Raw genomic sequence first — 16,676 nt, 5'->3', positions numbered from 1 at the left:
TTTCCTTCAAATTTTGATAAATGTTGTAATTTTTTAATACTGTGAAAAAAATGAAACAAAGCCCATCACACCAGTAATTACCAACACACATTTCCAACAATTTAGCCTATTATTCATATAAAGATGTTTTTATGTTTATTATATGAGATTACTACAATTTTTGTGCCACGATAGAAATAACCTGCAGGGAACAATTCAGTAAGAGAAGAGCATTTTATTTTTAGAAGTATGTCGAAATCCCCATATTGAATCCATCAGTAATTGACGAAGGGTTAGAAAAAATGTCTCTTTGTTTTAAATAGCGATAGTTTAGACGAATTACGGTTTGAGAAGTTGGTCTGAAACTAATGGCAGGCATTATACTCCATACATCTTCACCAATATTGCCTCCTGTCTCTTTAAATTTTCCCACATTCCAATCCACATATTCTAATCTGCAGGCGATGTTTATAGTTGCTTTTTCCCATCCCAGAATTGTTTTTGTCAAGATGGGCTGTACAATATCTATAAAGCCCCCCTTTTGTTTATTTCCGAATTGTTGAGAATAAGTTTCGGGAACATCAACATAAATCCAGGCAAATTCTGTAGTGATAAAGGTTTTGATTTTTGGCAGAGTAGTGTTAAAATCCAAGGCAAAAATTGCTACACGTCTCTTCTTGTCAATAACAATTCCATCATCCTGGAATTTGTTATATATTCCACCCATATATGAAATTCCCAGTTCACCTATTTTATTATTCCTAAGGGCTAATTTTCCTGTAAATAACGGTTCGCCACTATTTATTTCTTCAAATCTTTCAGGATTATTTTTTGCTGCCGGCAGGAAAGTTTTATTTTCGGTGTTCTCAATTATAGAGTTATCAAAACTTCCCGATAAATAGGCTTCATATCCAAACATCCAGTTTTTTGTATATTTTTTTCCAAAAAGTCCCGCGCCGGCATTACTAAATGTATCGGGTAACATTTGAGTTGATGAAATTGGCCGGTCGGTAAATTCCCATTTGGGTCCGTCATGATTTTGATTGAAAGAACCAATTGGATTCAAAATTATTCCAGCCCTTAAATTTAGCAAAGGATCAAATTCTACGTCTACAGATGCAAATTCAATCGCAATTTCTTTTCCTCCATCTTCAAATTCAATTTCACTTAAAAACTTCACTCTTTTGCTAATAGCTGATGACATGAAAATAGATAATCTTCTGGCTTGAAATTGATGACCTTCTGATACTCCGTCTGTGGTTAGTTTTTGCCAGTTCATTTCAACGTACCCACCAATAGAAATTGGTGTTTTGTTTATATTCAATGCCGGTCTATTGTAAACAGCATCCATATTTAAGATGTTTTTTACAGTATCTTTTGGTACCCTTTTTAGTAAACTGGGATCAATTTGTGCAAAACAATTTGCGTAAATGAAGAAAGAGATTGCCAGAAATAAAGTTAGTTTTAATCTCATTTTAAAGATATTTTTAGAATATTATTTTCTATTGCTACCGGAAATTTTCTAAGATCTGTATTTGCGGGACCGTTCTCTAAAATACCCCGGTTGCTGAATTCACTTCCGTGTGCGGGGCATTGTAATTTATCTCCAAAAACCTGTAATTCCGCACCCTGATGTGTACATAACATAAACATGGCGCAATAATCGTTTGTATCAAAACGATACACACAAATGGGTGCTTTTAATATTTCATTTTGAATGATGATGTATTTTTTAAATTCTGTTTTTGTTCCTTTTTGTATTATAAAATCAGAAATGGGAACTAAAAGATCAGAGTCTTTAATCTCTCTTGAAAGAATCTGGGAAGAAGCACAGCTTTGTAATAAAGTTACTCCGGCTATTCCTGCCAAACATCCAAAACCACATGTTTTTAAAAATTGTTTTCTATTCATTATTATAATGATTTTATAAATTTCAGTAAAGCTTCTTTATCTTGTGTAGACAGTTTTTCAAATGCATTTCTGCTTTGCTCGGCCTCGCCGCCATGTAATGTTATGGCTTGTTCAATAGTTTGTGCACGACCGTCATGCATCAGAAATAAGTTTCCTCCTTGTGAATTTTCTGAAAGACCTATCCCCCAAAGCGGAGGAGTTCTCCATTCATAGGTTTTGGCACTTCCCTCTGTGTAGCCATCATCTAATGCGCTTCCCATATCATGTAAAAGCAAATCAGTATAAGGGGCAAAAGTTTTATAAGAAAGGGCGTTTATAGGAGAATAACTTGTCTTAAGTTCACTTTTATGACAAGCCACACAATTAATTTGGGTAAATATGTTTTTACCGCGAATAACACCGGCATCATTTTGATTTCGTTGAATTGGAGCCTTTAAGGTGCTTAAGTAAAAAATAACATCATTGACCTTAGCAGTTGAGATTTCAGGATCAATTTCTAAATTAGAATAATGATCAATGGGATTAAATACAGATGTAATTCCCATATCCTGATTGTAGGCATTAACTGTTTGATGCAATAAATCAAATGCAGAGGCTTTTTTGCCGTATCGTCCAATATATTTACTGTTTTGGGTTATTGCATTGGAAGCTGGAATTGAATAACCAGGAATAGTAATCCAGTTTACACTACCTGAAATACCATCACCATTACTATCGTCAGGATCTGTCATCTTGATTAGATCAGCATCAGAAACATATTGTAAAAAGCCCAAGCCTGTAAATGCTGGGGGTGTAAATTTAGAGAATGTCGCCCCGGCTGGGATTTGTTCAGGCAAGTAACCTGGCAAAGCCCTGTTTTGAAGCTGCGGGCTTCCTTGATTTAAAAATTGATTCACTGTCTCATCAATTTGTCCAAACCGGGTAAGTGTTGTAAATAAATGCCCTTTTCCGTCACCCGCATGGCAATTGATACAGCTCGTTCCAACAAATGTTGGTCCTAAACCTGTTTCTCTGGTAAAAACTTCGTTTACTGCTGCATCACCTCTTAAGAATTGTGCAGATTCAGAATTCGACAAACCATCAACCGGACCGTCTAGTAGTTCATCATCGGCTGGTACTTCAACATAACTTGCATCACAAGATAATAGTGTGAAACAAAAGATTAGCAGCAAGAAAGGTTTTGTAGAAAAAATATTTATACAATACATTATTTAATTTTTAGACAAATCTAAATATTTTTTTAAACAAACATAACTATTAAATGAAAAATATTTATTTTAAATTTTTTTATTTATATTTCTACATTTGGGAAACGGAAAAAAATGCATTTGAGATTAGTTTTGTTTCCAATAAAAGAAATAAAGCATATTGATTTTTAACTTTACTCGAAGAATGAATTTACATGAGAAAATCAGGGAGAAACAGCAAATCAAAGAATAAGAAAAAAATAAAAGCTAAGAAAAAATTAACCATTAAAGATTTTATTCGGATATTTTTAATTGTTTTGATCTGCGCCATATTATTATTAGGTATAGGGGCACGTTTTATTCATTTTTATCAAGAGCATTTTAAATAATTTAATTTTGTAATAGAATAAGTAGTATTTTTACTGTCTTGAAAATGACCAATATCATATTGTCTCTTATCATTCTGATAATTTCCTGTATGCCCTGTGCAGACAAGGAAGCAAACAGTTCTGCTCATATGGCAGCCCGATTTGCTACAGCAGATATAGATCATTCACATGAAAAGCAAAATGATTCATGTTCACCGTTTTGCATCTGCAGCTGCTGTGGAGTACAGGTTTTGAGTTATTCCTCTGCTATTACTTACGATTTTCCGGTTCTGGCTAAAACTATCAAGTGCCCTTTACCTAGTTATATCTCAGTTGTCGCTTCCAATTTCTATGGAAGTATTTGGCAACCACCCCAAATAGTATAATAATGTTGCCCGAGTAATTTCGGGTTAGAGAGTTGTGGAATTTCCACAGTATTTAAATAGACAAAACTTTGTCTCATTTCTCATTTCATTATTTATTCAAATGTTAGATAAAATCATACAATTTAGTATAAAGAACAAATTCATTATACTTTTATTCACCTTGGTATTAATTGCCTGGGGAAGCTACTCGCTTAAAAAACTACCCCTCGATGCCTTACCTGATGTAACTAATAATCAGGTACAAATAATTACCACGGCTCCAACTTTAGCAAGTCAGGAAGTAGAACAGTTAATTACCTATCCTTTAGAGCAAGCTGTAAAAACGGTTCCTAAAGTTATTGAACTCCGTAGTATTTCCCGTTTTGGACTATCTGTAGTTACAGTTGTCTTTGAAGACGATGTAGATATTTACTGGGCGAGAGAACAAATATTTCAGCGTTTAAAACAAGCTGAAGAAAATATTCCCGACTATGCAGGTTCCCCTGAATTAGCCCCTATTTCTACTGGTCTTGGTGAAATTTACCAATATGATGTCTATGCCAAAAAAGGATATGAAGACAAATATGACGCTGTCAAACTTCGAACCATACAGGATTGGATTATTATACCTCAATTACAGGGAATTGAAGGCGTTGCAGAAGTGAGTACGTGGGGAGGAAAATTAAAGCAATATGAAATCGCAGTAAATCCAAATACCTTAAACAGCCTTGGAGTTACCATAACAGAAATTTTTGATGCGTTAGAAAAAAATAATCAAAATACAGGAGGCGCATATATTGAAAAAGACCAGTATGCCTATTTTATTCGTGGAGTGGGTATGGCAACTGGGATCAAAGATCTTGAAAATGTAGTGGTAAAAAACCGTAATGGTTCGCCGGTTTTGGTACGCGATGTTGCGGAGGTACGAGAGGGAATATCGTTGCGTTACGGCGCTGCGACCAAAGATGGAAAGGGAGAGATTGTTTGTGGATTGGCCTTAATGTTAAAAGGTGAAAATTCCAGTGCAGTGGTTGAACGCATCAAAGAAAAGATGATCCAGATTAATAAAAGCCTTCCTGAAGGTGTTGTTGCTGAAGCATTTATTGATAGAGGAAAATTAGTGGATAATGCCATTGGAACCGTAACTAAAAATTTATTAGAAGGTGCCTTGATTGTTATTTTTGTATTGATTTTATTCCTGGGGAACCTTAGGGCCGGTTTAATTGTTGCCTCCGTGATTCCACTGGCAATGCTTTTTGCAGTTATCCTGATGAATGCCTTTGGTGTAAGTGGAAATCTAATGAGCCTTGGAGCTATTGACTTTGGAATCATTGTCGATGGAGCGGTCATCATAGTGGAAGCCACAATGCATCATTTGCAAAAGCTCAAACGGAAAGATGATTTATCACAAGAAGAAATGGATGCAGAAGTTTACGCCTCAGCATCAAAAATCAGAAATAGCGCCGCTTTTGGAGAAATTATTATCCTTATAGTTTACCTCCCTATCTTAGCGCTGATCGGAACAGAAGGAAAAATGTTCAAACCAATGGCAATGACAGTCGGTTTTGCAGTGATTGGAGCTTTTGTGCTGTCGCTTACTTATGTACCCATGATGAGTGCCATGTTTCTTTCCAAAAATACAGAGCATAAGGACAACTTTAGTGATCGAATGATGGCAAAATTAGAAAACATCTATCTTCCATTTTTAAAGAAAGCACTGCAGTTTAAAAAAATAGTTTTGAGTATTGCATTGGGACTATTCGCTTTGGGAATTATAATTTTTCAGAACATGGGAGGTGAATTCATACCAACCATAGAGGAAGGTGATTTGGCAATCAATGCTACTATAATGACAGGAAGTTCACTTACACAGATGGTTAAAACCACTACTGAATATGAAAAAATATTAAAAGCTAAATTTCCTGAAATCAAAACTATTGTAGCCAAAATTGGAAGCGGTGAAATACCAACCGATCCAATGCCGATAGAAAGTGCCGATTTAATAATTGTCCTTAAAGACAAAAAAGAGTGGAGCGGAAAATATGATAACTGGGAAGAATTAGCCAATGCCATGAAGGAAGAAATGGAAGTGATTCCAGGTGCCAACATTGAAATTTCCCAGCCTATTCAAATGCGTTTCAACGAACTTATGACAGGAAGCCGAAGCGATATCGCCATCAAAATTTTTGGAGATGATCTGGAAGTTCTCGATGCAAAGGCAAACGAACTGATATCAAAAGTAAAGGGCATTAAAGGGATAGGAGACCTAAAAGCCGACAAGGTAACAGGTCTTCCTCAGATTACCATTAAATACGATTACAATAAAATTGCTTTGTATGGACTAAATATATCTGATATAAACCGAATTATACGATCCTCTTTTGCAGGGGAAAGTGCCGGTAAAATATACGACCAGAGCAAACGGTTTGATGTTGTCGTGCGCATGAATGCTAACAACAGAAGCGATATTACTGATGTGAGTAATTTGTTTATTCCCCTTCCTAACGGGCAGCAGGTTCCACTATCACAGGTAGCTTCCATTGATTACGAGCAGGGACCAGTTCAGGTGAGCCGTGAAGATGGCAAGCGAAGAATTACCGTAGGGCTTAATGTTCGTGGGAGAGATATCAAAAGTGTTGTGGAAGAAATTCAATTAAAATTAGACAAGGAACTTAAGCTTCCGGCAGGTTATTATGTGACCTACGGCGGGCAGTTTGAAAATTTGGTCGAAGCAACAAAACGCTTATCGGTAGCTTTGCCAATTGCTTTAGGGCTCATATTGGTGCTGTTGTTTTTTACTTTTAACAGTTTCAAACAAGCTGGATTAATCTTTACAGCCATTCCATTATCAGCTATAGGAGGTGTTTTTGCCCTCTGGATGCGCGGCATGCCTTTTAGTATTTCAGCAGGAATAGGCTTTATAGCCTTATTTGGAATCGCCGTACTAAACGGAATCGTTTTGATTTCTTATTTCAATCAGCTAAAGACCGAAGGGGTAACAGATCCTCTGCAGCGTGTTTTAATTGGTACCAAAACCAGATTAAGACCCGTGCTGATGACAGCAGCAGTTGCTTCGCTTGGATTTTTGCCAATGGCCCTATCTACCAGCGGAGGGGCGGAAGTGCAGAAGCCATTGGCTACGGTAGTTATTGGGGGACTATTCTCAGCAACGTTATTGACCCTGATCGTTTTGCCTATATTATACCTATTGCTGGAGAATAGAACAAAAAAAAGAAAAATGATACAAAAGCCTATTATAACACTACTGGTGCTATTTATTACCAGTTTCTCGTTTTCTCAAAACAGCCAGGCAGTAAGTTTGGAAAAAGCGCTCGAGATGGCAAAATCAAATAACATTGATTTAAAAATTGCTGATAAGGAAATTGAAAAACTAACTGTTTTAAAAAAGACCGCCTTCCAGCCCGATCCTCTAAACGTTCAGTACCAGGGGGGGCAGTTCAACAGTGCTGACTTTGATCATAACGTTTCAATCCAGCAGTATTTTCCAATAGGAAAAATCACAAAAGCCAATCGTCAGCTTCAGGAGGAACTGGTCAAATTGGCTGAGAAAAGAAAAGCACTATCTGAATATGAAATAGAAAAGGCGGTAACACTTTCCTACTATCAGTATTTGTATGGTATTTCTATTCAAAAATTAAATTTGGAGCTCAGTGATATTTATACCAAATTTCTTAAAAATGCAGAGCTACGTTTTCAGACGGGCGAAAGCGGGAATATTGAAGTGATCAGTGCAAAGGCAAAAGTAAAAGAGATTGAAACCCAGAAAGCGCAGTTGGAGTATGATCTGGCAATCTACCAGAAACAACTGCAGTTTTTTATTCAGACAGACCAGGATATTGTTCCTGATGTGACTGTTCCTTTACTGTATTCAGCGATAAAACAGCAAGGAAATCCAAAAGTAGAGGCACTTGTTACAGATTTTTATCAGCAGCAGATTGCCGTTTCCCAAAAAGAAGCCAATACTTTTAAAGCCATGCGCACACCAAAATTAGGACTGGGGTATTTTGCCCAGACCATCAATACCGAATCACTATTCCAGGGGTTTACCGCAGGTCTGCAAATACCACTATTTGGAGGAGTGAATACTGCAAGGGCTCAGGCGGCTTCTATAAGTATTTCACAATCGCAGCTGGCATTGGATAAAAACAAACTGGCTATAAACCTCCAGATGCAGGAACTTGAAAATAATTTTGAAAAGCAGCAAAAAGCGCTTTTCTATTATCAAAATGAGGGAATGCAGTATGCCGGTCAGATAATTGAGACGGCACAAAAAAGTTATGCCAATGGTGATATGAGCTACTGGTCTTATATCAGCTTTTTAAATCAGGCCATCGATATTAAAAAACAATATGCCGAAGCTGCCCATTCTTATAATCAAAGTGCGATCGAACTGCAGTTTCCATCTATTTCAAACAAATAAATTTTACAGAATGAAAAATATAGTTAAAAATAACATCTCATTGGTTTCAGTTAAAAGTACTATTCTGATTGTTTTTATAGCTTTGTTTCTGACGACCTCCTGTCAGGATAAAAAAGAAGAAGAATCCCATGAAGAGGAAAAGTCTGAGAATGAAGTGGAATTGACCGAATCTCAATTTAAAACCGTTGGGATTGAAACGGGTTCCGTAGAAAACAGGAATTTAAACAAAATTATAAAGGCCAACGGCTACACTACCGTTCCGCCGCAAAACTCCGCAGAAGTGGCAACGCTTATCGGTGGAACAGTCAAGGATATTTTGGTATTGGAAGGGACTTATGTAAATAAGGGAAAAGTGCTGGCAACCATTCAGAATCTTGAGGTCATTGAAATGCAGGAAGATTATCATTCTGCCTCAGCAAGCATTGAATACCTGCAGCTGGAATACAACCGTCAGAAAACCCTAAGTGATGAAAACGTAAACCCGAGAAAGACTTTTCAGGAAGTCAAAGCAAAATTAGCAGCGGAAAGGGCCAGGGCACAGGCAGCGAAAAACAAACTGGAAGCCTTGCATGTGAGCACCAAGGGGAGCAGTTCACTTGTTCCTATTGTGGCACCCATTAGCGGTTATGTGGGAAAAATAAATATTGCAAAAGGTGCGTTTGCTGAAACAGGGGTAACACTTTTTGAAGTAGTGGACAATAGCCAGATGCACCTGGACCTTAATGTTTACGAAAAAGACCTCGGATCTATTTCTGTGGGGCAGGTTATTGATTTTGTTCTCACCAACCAGTCTAACAAATCAATCAAAGGAAAAATATTCGGAATCAACAAATCATTTTCAAATGAAAGCAAAACAGTGGCGGTTCACGCCAAAATTGATCCGGCAGATGCAAAGGGCTTAATTCCCGGCATGTATGTTTCGGCCAACATTAATATCACAAATGCTACGGTTCCGGCGTTGCCAAAAGATGCGATTGTTAGAAATGGTGACAAATATTTTGTGTATATTCAGGAAGAGAATCATAAGGAAGAGAAAAGTGAAGCCAAAGAGGCAGAAGCAGAACATAATGAAATTCATTTTAAAGCAATCGAAGTAGTACCCGGGACAACAGATTTGGGCTTTACCGAGGTGAAATTTGTTGACCATATACCCTCTGATGCCAAAATAGTAATCAAAGGGGCATTTTACCTTTTATCTGCTATAAAAGGCGGTGGGGAGCATGAACATTAAAACAGAGACATTCCATAATTAAAATTTTGAATTAAAAAAATAGACAATATGGCACATGAGCACAAATACGATGCAAACGGCAAACAGCTTTGTTGCACACTGGAAGAAAAAATTAATGCAAAAACAGACAAAAGCAGCGGATGCTGTTCGACACAGCAGGATGAACATAATCATTCTGACGACGATGGGCATGACCATGAACATAATGCTGACCAAAGTACCTTTAAAATGTTCCTGCCTGCGATAATTTCATTTGTCCTGCTGATTATCGGTATAGGTTTCGATAACTATTTTCCGCAAAGCTGGTTTACCAAGTATGTTAGGTTAGCCTGGTATATTGCGGCTTATCTTCCTGTGGGAATTCCGGTTTTGAAAGAGGCATTCGAAAGCATTACCAAAGGGGAAGTCTTCTCTGAATTTTTACTCATGTGTATTGCCACAATTGGGGCTTTTGCCATTGGTGAATATCCGGAAGGGGTAGCAGTTATGCTTTTTTATACCATTGGAGAAGTATTCCAGACTTTGGCCGTAAGTCGTGCAAAATCGAACATTAAAAGCCTGCTGGATCAGCGACCTGATGAAGTAAATATCATTAGGGATAATATTGTAGAAACAGTAAAAGCATCTGAGGTAAGTATCGGGTCTGTAATACAGCTTAAATCCGGTGAAAAATTAGGCTTGGATGGAGAACTGCTATCTGATACGGCTTCATTTAATACAGCTGCCCTTACCGGTGAAAGCAAACCTGACACCAAGGTAAAAGGCGAAACTGTTCTGGCAGGGATGATAAACGGAAATACCATTGCACAAGTAAAGGTAACCACAGCTTATAATGACAGTAAGCTTTCAAAAATACTGGAAATGGTTCAGAATGCCACTACGCAGAAAGCGCCAACGGAATTGTTCATAAGAAAGTTTGCAAAGATCTATACCCCAATTGTGGTTTTCCTGGCGGTTGCTATTTGTTTACTGCCTTATTTTTTTGTCGATAATTATGATTTTAACGACTGGTTGTACAGGGCTTTAGTTTTTCTTGTAATATCATGTCCTTGTGCCTTAGTTATAAGCATACCTCTTGGTTATTTTGGCGGAATTGGGGCAGCGAGCAAAAACGGAATATTATTCAAAGGAAGTAACTTTTTGGACAGTATTGCCAATATTCAAAATGTGGTAATGGACAAAACCGGAACCATGACCGAAGGTGTTTTTAAAGTGCAGGATGTAGTGATTTCAGACGAATTTAAGAAGGAAGAAATTCTTAAGATGGTCAATGCCTTAGAAAGCCAGAGCACACATCCTGTAGCAACGGCTATCCATGATCATGTTGGCGAGATTGATTCCTCGATAGTACTTGAAAATGTAGAAGAAATATCAGGACATGGATTAAAAGCTGAAATTAATGGAAAAGAGCTGCATGTTGGTAATTTTAAACTGATGGACAAGTTCGGTATTAAATATGATATTGATCCGAATTCCATAGTCTATACTTTGATTGCTGTAGCGTACGACAAAAAGTTTGCAGGTTATTTAACGATTGCCGATACTATAAAGGAAGATGCACAGCTGACTGTTGATAAATTAAAAGCAATGGGCGTTAAGACAACAATGCTCAGTGGTGATAAAACAAATGTTGTTCAATTTGTAGCTGATAAACTTGGTATTGTGAATGCTTTTGGGGATTTACTGCCCGAAGACAAAGTAAATAAAGTAAATGAAATTAAAGCCAAAAATGAGTCAGTTGCTTTTGTGGGTGATGGTGTCAACGATGCACCTGTTGTAGCGTTAAGTACCGTAGGTATTGCTATGGGAGGATTAGGCAGTGATGCCACAATTGAAACTGCGGACGTGGTCATTCAGGATGACAGGCCAAGCAAAATCCCAATGGCTATCAATATAGGAAAACAGACCAGAAAAATAGTCTGGCAAAATATTATACTGGCCTTTGCTGTCAAGGCAATTGTCCTTATTCTGGGAGCGGGTGGACTTGCCACAATGTGGGAGGCTGTCTTTGCAGATGTCGGCGTTGCCTTGCTCGCTATACTTAATGCAGTACGGATTCAGAAAATGAAATTCTAATTGCAATAAACAGAACAAATATTTGCTGAGGTAAGTCTTGATATTCATAAACAAAAACCGCACTGCTGTGCGGTTTTTGTTTAATTAGTTTATAGCATTAACTTGCGATTGCCTCACAAGCTTCCGTGCATTTACGGCAGGCTTCCGCGCATTCCTTGCAGTGATCCATGCCCATTGCGGCATGTTTTTCACATTCCTCGGCGCAGGCCCTGCATATTTCTGCGCATTCAGCACATAGGTGAGAGGCATGCTCGCCCCCAATACTCATAAGGTTTGCAGCAGCAAAACATATCACCGAACATTGCCTGTCGAGCTGTATGCATCTCGCAAGCATTTTTATATCGTCTTCATTCAGACATTCCGTTGCGCATTTATTACACGCTATACCGCAAGCCAGACAGGCCTCAATACAATTTCTAAATTTCTGATCCATAATTTTCGTTTTATTGGGTTTAAATTATCATGTACAATTCAGGAATTTGCAAGCTAGATTCCAATGTTTCCATTGCCATGCATCATTAGTATTGAAGTTAAGTCCCTAGCCAATTAGCATGCTCTTATGATGATAATTAAAGGGATTTTTGAACATAGCAGAATAGAAATCGGCTGCATCTTATAAAATTAGATTCAATAATTTTGCTTTTTTTACATAATTTGCCTTCAATCTTATATTATTGCTTGATTACGTGTGGAAGGGTAGACTGACGTTAATAGTGGTTTATGATTTAGGCTGGCTCTTGATGTATGGATATACTCCGCTTATTGGATAAGTTACAAAAGATTAATTGAACAATAATTCAACTTCGCTTTGATATCCGGGGTGATAAGATGGCGTGTATTTAATATAGCCCATTGTCTGCAGCTCTTTAAAGTATTTATGGTAAGTGGGCAAGGTTTTTATATGGGATAGTGACATTATTCTGCTTCTGCTTACTTTTATAATTTTGCTTTGGTTTTGCCGGTAACCCAAATATAAAACAGCGCTCAGTAATGAGAAATGCCATACATTTAATCGGTTATCTTTTTCAAAGAGCTTTAAGTATTTTAGTAGTGCTTGCATTTCCATACAGCTTAATCTTTAAAAAGCTCTGTCAAATCATTTTTGCTGTAGTAATATGAACCGAGTATTTTTCTGCATCGCACTTTTCCCGTGATGCGCAGGCTTTGAAGAGAGGCCGAAGAAATACTCAAAAACTTTTTCACTGCACTGCTTTTAATCCAGTCCGCACAGAACTCCTCGTGTTTTTTGCGATCACTTCTGATTTCATTAATAATCATTTGGGCAAACTGTCTTAAATCGTCTTTTGTTATCTGCTCGCTCATAATCTGGTCATTTTTAATTTGACATTTTTCAATTGCCTTATGCTGTTTCAATATTTTTTTATTGATCAACATTGCATCACCTCTAAATCATTAAACCATATTAATAGCTTTCTGGGATACTCATTCAATAGTATTTGATAAGCAAGCTGAGGTTTTATTGATTGATAAAGTAAATCGGTTGATCAGTTTTATGTGCGTGTAAAATTAGGACGTATATAGAGCAGTGCAGATTTGAGGCTTTGCGTGGGGCATTTTGGCTTTGATTTTCTGTTGCTGCCATTAAATATAAAATTGAACTTATCTCTGGCATTATCCGCGCATCAGCTTTTTCTATAGAAATAACAGGCCGTTTATTTGTAAGGAATACTCTTGAATATAATATATTTACATGTGGTAATTTAATTGTAAAGTAATGAAAGAATATTTTCAGAGGGACATTCCGATAAGCCTGCACCTGGCAGGGCATCAGGCACTTTTAGGCGAGATAATTGAAGGTGATATCCAGAATGTCCAGTACGATGCCAGGCTAGTATACAATGAGAGAAAACCGGAACATCTGCAATTGCTAATCTATTATAAGCAAGCTGATTTTTTATATGAGAAGCTTAATTTTCTATACACTTCAAAGGTTAATATTCTTGAGGTAATACAGCCGGTAAGTTCTCAGCACGCCTGGGTGCATCCTGATATCCTTGATTTTTCAGGAAGTTCTTTAATTGAGATCAAGGATACGCACTATTGGGACCATGATAAGAAAACCCTGATGCTTGTTATAGATAATCTCGAACTTATCCTAAATGGGAGATACGCTGGTGATGCGCGATTTAAAATGAACGAAAACATTTTTCTGCATCTGGACCAGTATGTACAATATGGGATGCTGGGGAATTATGAAGGTGATGATAAGTTTATAGAGCGCAATGACAATAGGATGACAAAGTTTGGTCCGATCGATTTTATCCTCAATTTTAATCATTCCTATAAATCTATTCCATCAGTTAAGGATTTTCAGATTACCAGGGATGCCTACCTGACATTGACTGATCAGAGTGAAACTCTAAAAGACACCGAACTGCTGAAACTGGGGGAGGACTTATGCCTGCTGATGTCATTGTACTGGGAAAAAAACATTGATTTTTTTAGCGCCGCAATTCGTATCAATGATCTGGAGAATTATAAAACCAGAGAGGTCTTCAGATTCACGAGTGAAAATCCGGATTATGCTGAGGCCTATTTTTTAAAGGATATGTATCCAACATTGTATGAGTTTGCGCAGTCCGTGAATTTTGAAAAATACCAAATCTATAAGGTGCTTGTCAGGCAGGCAGTTCCGCGTTTAATAAGAGTCAAAAATTTAGATGATATCTCTGTATTTATGATCCTGTATAATATTATAGAAAAATTCAGGAACTATTTTTTAGAAAATCCTTTTGGAGATACTCTTTTCATAATTAAGGAAGAATTTGAATTTACAAAGGGCGTAAAACGCACAAATGAGTTCATTAAAAATAAAATTAAGGAAATTGGCGAAATAGTAAAAGAGCCAGATCAGGGGGAGTTTGATTCCAAAGCAAACCTCAAGGTGAGTTTTATAAAAAAAACGGGACTGATAGACCAGTTTGAGAATTTTATTTTGTATTTAGGTTTGGATCCTGGTAAATATGAAATTGAACTAACAGACCTCATACGTATTAGAAACATTATTTATCATGGAAGTATTCCCCAGGAGGATATTACGATTTACAATAAGGAGATGAAGGTGATGATATTTGATATTTTGCTGAGGATAATTAGTGAATAAACACATTTAATTCTCCCTATCCCGAACAATTGTCTTATTTGAAAAATTTATATTCAACCCCAAATTTCAATACGTTGTCTGGGGTTGATTTGGTTGGGAAAAAGCGCACAATTAAAGTGTCCCCCGCTTTTTTGCTGGTAATTTCAAAACCCCTTTCTGCTACAAATCTTGAATTTACGCCTTCCCTGTCCACAATGTCTATTTGAGGGGGATTTTTTGAAACTTTAAAGATGAAATCACTATTGTCCTCAAATATAAATAGGCTTTCTTTCTTTTCGGTCTCAATATAATTGCCTGCTGTGGTATCTGATCTGATAATATCACTGGCCCTAAATGGATTCAGGTTATAGTCTGTTTGCACCATCTTGTGGTATTTGTATTTTGAAGTGCAGGACATTAAAAGCGACAGCACCAGCAGTGCCGGTAATTTTTTGATTTTGATCATTGTCTATTTAGTTTTCAGTTAAATTTAAGGATCGGTTTAATCTAAATTAATACATTTCCCTTTCCTGCAGCTAAACAGCGCGTATTGTTTTATATTATTATTTTAACTTGCTATTGGTAATAATAAACATAATTTGTTTAATTTTGTTTTATATGTATTTCAAAAGATGAAAAATTTTCACATCATATTCATTTTATTGCTTGGTTTCTACCTGATGCCAAGTCATGTTTTTGCGTGTGGAAATAAATCAGAAAAACATTCTTCTAAGACAGAAATGTCCTCCAAAACAGAAAAAAAAGATTGTTGCGAAAGCAGTAGTGAATCCAAAAATAAAAGGCATAATTCCTGTGGTGGAAAATGCAAGCATTCTAAATGTATTTGCGCCGCATCTTGTAGTGGTTTTTCAGCTTTTTTTGCTGTTTCTTTAAAATTCAATCGCTATGTTTTTTCAAACGAGAAACAAAAATTTTACAGTTCAGAAACCTTTATTTCCTCCGGTTTCTCTTCACTTTGGCTTATCCCTAAAATAGGCTGATTCTAAAATAGACAGCGATAGGTATGTCTAATTATGAGCATTTTGCTCAAATCAATTCATTTTTTTTCGGTTCATATAATGACGATCGCTGCTGCTTTCTACTAGTTTGCTGTTTTGTTCATTTGATAACCGATTTCATTTAAAAACACACAAAATGTATTCATTAAAAAAATTGATGATGGCAATAACTCTATTGTTATCAATCGCTGGATTCAGCGCACAAATTAAAAACCCAACTACTGAAACAGTAAAAATATTTGGGAATTGTGAAATGTGCAAAGCTACTATTAAAAAGGCTGGAAATATAAGAGATGTGGCCAATGTCGAATGGGATAAAGACACTAAAATGGCTGTCATTACTTATGATGCCCAAAAGACAAATACTGATGAGATTCTAAAACGTGTTGCATTGGCCGGGTATGACAATCAGTACTTTCTTGCCCCTGATATGGCGTACTCTAAATTGCTGGAATGCTGTCAATATAAAAGAGAAGCAAAAACAGTAATTAAACAAGAACCTAAATCTAAGATGGTAGCAGATAATCATGCCGGTATGGTCCAGAATCAGGAAACGAATCAATTACAGTCTGTATATGATTCTTATTTTATACTCAAAGATGCTTTGGTCAATACAGACGTTAAATCCGCCGCTGCAGGCGCAAAAGAATTAGCGACGGTTATTTCTTCTGTTAAAATGGAAACCTTGCAAATGGACGAGCATATGGTCTGGATGAAAGTGTTGAAGGGTTTATCAGCAGATTCCAAGAGTATTTCTGAAACCCAAGATATTAAAAAGCAAAGGGAATCTTTTAAATCATTGTCTAAAAACATGTACGAATTGATAAAAGCTTCAAAACCAGCGCAACCGATTTACTATCAATATTGCCCAATGCAAGATGCCAATTGGTTAAGCAAACAGAATTCAGTTAAAAACCCTTACTACGGCACTCAAATGATGACATGTGGCAAGACGGTTGAAACCATAAAAAAATAATATTTTAAACAAAAAATAAA

At 36.8% G+C, this 16,676-nt stretch carries 14 protein-coding genes; 7 read left to right on the top strand and 7 right to left on the bottom strand.

The features are described from left to right. Positions 1-220: 220 nt before the first annotated feature. From DMB65_RS10115 to DMB65_RS10105, 3 genes are read right to left on the bottom strand one after another with little or no spacing between them, the layout of a single operon-like run. Entirely contained in the window at positions 221-1,453 is a 1,233-nt protein-coding gene (locus DMB65_RS10115) for a hypothetical protein (RefSeq protein ID WP_110306529.1), read from the bottom strand. Next, the gene (locus DMB65_RS10110) at positions 1,450-1,890 is read right to left on the bottom strand and encodes a Rieske (2Fe-2S) protein (protein ID WP_110306528.1); all 441 of its coding nucleotides are present in this window, start codon (positions 1,888-1,890) and stop codon (positions 1,450-1,452) included. The genes DMB65_RS10115 and DMB65_RS10110 overlap by 4 nt, the downstream gene beginning before the upstream one ends. A 2-nt stretch (positions 1,891-1,892) precedes the next feature. Further along, entirely contained in the window at positions 1,893-3,098 is a 1,206-nt protein-coding gene (locus DMB65_RS10105; protein ID WP_110306527.1) for a di-heme oxidoredictase family protein, read from the bottom strand. Between the two features lie 412 nt (positions 3,099-3,510). Here DMB65_RS10105 and DMB65_RS10100 point away from each other — a divergent pair, with 412 nt between their 5' ends. The 4 genes from DMB65_RS10100 to DMB65_RS10085 all read left to right on the top strand — a co-directional run bounded on the left by DMB65_RS10100 (position 3,511) and on the right by DMB65_RS10085 (position 11,558). After that, on the top strand, positions 3,511-3,831 hold the full coding sequence (locus DMB65_RS10100) for a DUF6660 family protein (RefSeq protein ID WP_230470641.1): 321 nt from the start codon (positions 3,511-3,513) through the stop codon (positions 3,829-3,831). Positions 3,832-3,931: 100 nt separating this feature from the next. Then, entirely contained in the window at positions 3,932-8,251 is a 4,320-nt protein-coding gene (locus tag DMB65_RS10095) for a CusA/CzcA family heavy metal efflux RND transporter (protein ID WP_110306526.1), read from the top strand. Between the two features lie 10 nt (positions 8,252-8,261). Continuing rightward, complete coding sequence (locus DMB65_RS10090) at positions 8,262-9,482, top strand: efflux RND transporter periplasmic adaptor subunit (RefSeq protein ID WP_110306525.1); 1,221 nt, start codon at positions 8,262-8,264, stop codon at positions 9,480-9,482. 48 nt (positions 9,483-9,530) lie between these two features. Next, positions 9,531-11,558 carry a heavy metal translocating P-type ATPase gene (locus DMB65_RS10085; RefSeq protein WP_110306524.1) on the top strand — a complete coding sequence of 676 codons (2,028 nt, stop codon included), beginning with the start codon at positions 9,531-9,533 and terminating at the stop codon, positions 11,556-11,558. Positions 11,559-11,655: 97 nt separating this feature from the next. Here DMB65_RS10085 and DMB65_RS22385 read toward each other — a convergent pair whose 3' ends face one another. The 3 genes from DMB65_RS22385 to DMB65_RS10070 all read right to left on the bottom strand — a co-directional run bounded on the left by DMB65_RS22385 (position 11,656) and on the right by DMB65_RS10070 (position 12,881). Then, on the bottom strand, positions 11,656-11,826 hold the full coding sequence (locus tag DMB65_RS22385) for a four-helix bundle copper-binding protein (RefSeq protein ID WP_230470645.1): 171 nt from the start codon (positions 11,824-11,826) through the stop codon (positions 11,656-11,658). A gap of 513 nt (positions 11,827-12,339) precedes the next feature. Beyond that, positions 12,340-12,624 carry a hypothetical protein gene (locus DMB65_RS10075; RefSeq protein WP_110306522.1) on the bottom strand — a complete coding sequence of 95 codons (285 nt, stop codon included), beginning with the start codon at positions 12,622-12,624 and terminating at the stop codon, positions 12,340-12,342. A gap of 5 nt (positions 12,625-12,629) precedes the next feature. Further along, positions 12,630-12,881, bottom strand: coding sequence for a DNA-binding protein (locus DMB65_RS10070; protein WP_110306612.1), 252 nt, complete (start codon positions 12,879-12,881; stop codon positions 12,630-12,632). 412 nt (positions 12,882-13,293) lie between these two features. Between DMB65_RS10070 and DMB65_RS10065 the strand changes: the two genes are divergently transcribed. After that, positions 13,294-14,682: a hypothetical protein gene (locus DMB65_RS10065; protein WP_110306521.1), complete on the top strand. Its 1,389-nt coding sequence runs from the start codon at positions 13,294-13,296 to the stop codon at positions 14,680-14,682. 34 nt (positions 14,683-14,716) lie between these two features. Here DMB65_RS10065 and DMB65_RS10060 read toward each other — a convergent pair whose 3' ends face one another. Continuing rightward, positions 14,717-15,127: a hypothetical protein gene (locus tag DMB65_RS10060; protein ID WP_110306520.1), complete on the bottom strand. Its 411-nt coding sequence runs from the start codon at positions 15,125-15,127 to the stop codon at positions 14,717-14,719. A gap of 166 nt (positions 15,128-15,293) precedes the next feature. On the opposite strand from DMB65_RS10060, the gene DMB65_RS10055 reads away from it, so the two are divergent. Beyond that, positions 15,294-15,662, top strand: a complete 369-nt coding sequence (locus DMB65_RS10055) for a hypothetical protein (protein ID WP_110306519.1) — start codon at positions 15,294-15,296, stop codon at positions 15,660-15,662. Positions 15,663-15,816: 154 nt separating this feature from the next. Continuing rightward, a complete protein-coding gene (locus DMB65_RS10050; RefSeq protein ID WP_110306518.1) occupies positions 15,817-16,656 on the top strand; it encodes a DUF3347 domain-containing protein in 840 nt (279 codons plus the stop codon). The last annotated feature ends 20 nt before the right edge of the window (positions 16,657-16,676 follow it).

The sequence above is a fragment of the Flavobacterium cheongpyeongense genome, from assembly GCF_003202435.1.
Taxonomy (GTDB): domain Bacteria; phylum Bacteroidota; class Bacteroidia; order Flavobacteriales; family Flavobacteriaceae; genus Flavobacterium; species Flavobacterium cheongpyeongense.
The sequence above is the reverse complement of the archived record's forward strand: the minus strand, read 5'-3'. Positions and strand labels throughout refer to the sequence as shown.

Bases quoted from the DNA above. Each gene is read 5' to 3' on its own strand.
- DMB65_RS10075 (WP_110306522.1), bottom strand. From the start codon at position 12,624: ATGGAAATGCAAGCACTACTAAAATACTTAAAGCTCTTTGAAAAAGAT.
- DMB65_RS22385 (WP_230470645.1), bottom strand. From the start codon at position 11,826: ATGAGTATTGGGGGCGAGCATGCCTCTCACCTATGTGCTGAATGCGCA.
- DMB65_RS10115 (WP_110306529.1), bottom strand. From the start codon at position 1,453: ATGAGATTAAAACTAACTTTATTTCTGGCAATCTCTTTCTTCATTTAC.
- DMB65_RS10085 (WP_110306524.1), top strand. From the start codon at position 9,531: ATGGCACATGAGCACAAATACGATGCAAACGGCAAACAGCTTTGTTGC.
- DMB65_RS10065 (WP_110306521.1), top strand. From the start codon at position 13,294: ATGAAAGAATATTTTCAGAGGGACATTCCGATAAGCCTGCACCTGGCA.
- DMB65_RS10055 (WP_110306519.1), top strand. From the start codon at position 15,294: ATGAAAAATTTTCACATCATATTCATTTTATTGCTTGGTTTCTACCTG.
- DMB65_RS10095 (WP_110306526.1), top strand. From the start codon at position 3,932: ATGTTAGATAAAATCATACAATTTAGTATAAAGAACAAATTCATTATA.
- DMB65_RS10105 (WP_110306527.1), bottom strand. From the start codon at position 3,098: ATGTATTGTATAAATATTTTTTCTACAAAACCTTTCTTGCTGCTAATC.
- DMB65_RS10090 (WP_110306525.1), top strand. From the start codon at position 8,262: ATGAAAAATATAGTTAAAAATAACATCTCATTGGTTTCAGTTAAAAGT.
- DMB65_RS10100 (WP_230470641.1), top strand. From the start codon at position 3,511: ATGACCAATATCATATTGTCTCTTATCATTCTGATAATTTCCTGTATG.
- DMB65_RS10070 (WP_110306612.1), bottom strand. From the start codon at position 12,881: ATGAGCGAGCAGATAACAAAAGACGATTTAAGACAGTTTGCCCAAATG.
- DMB65_RS10110 (WP_110306528.1), bottom strand. From the start codon at position 1,890: ATGAATAGAAAACAATTTTTAAAAACATGTGGTTTTGGATGTTTGGCA.
- DMB65_RS10050 (WP_110306518.1), top strand. From the start codon at position 15,817: ATGTATTCATTAAAAAAATTGATGATGGCAATAACTCTATTGTTATCA.
- DMB65_RS10060 (WP_110306520.1), bottom strand. From the start codon at position 15,127: ATGATCAAAATCAAAAAATTACCGGCACTGCTGGTGCTGTCGCTTTTA.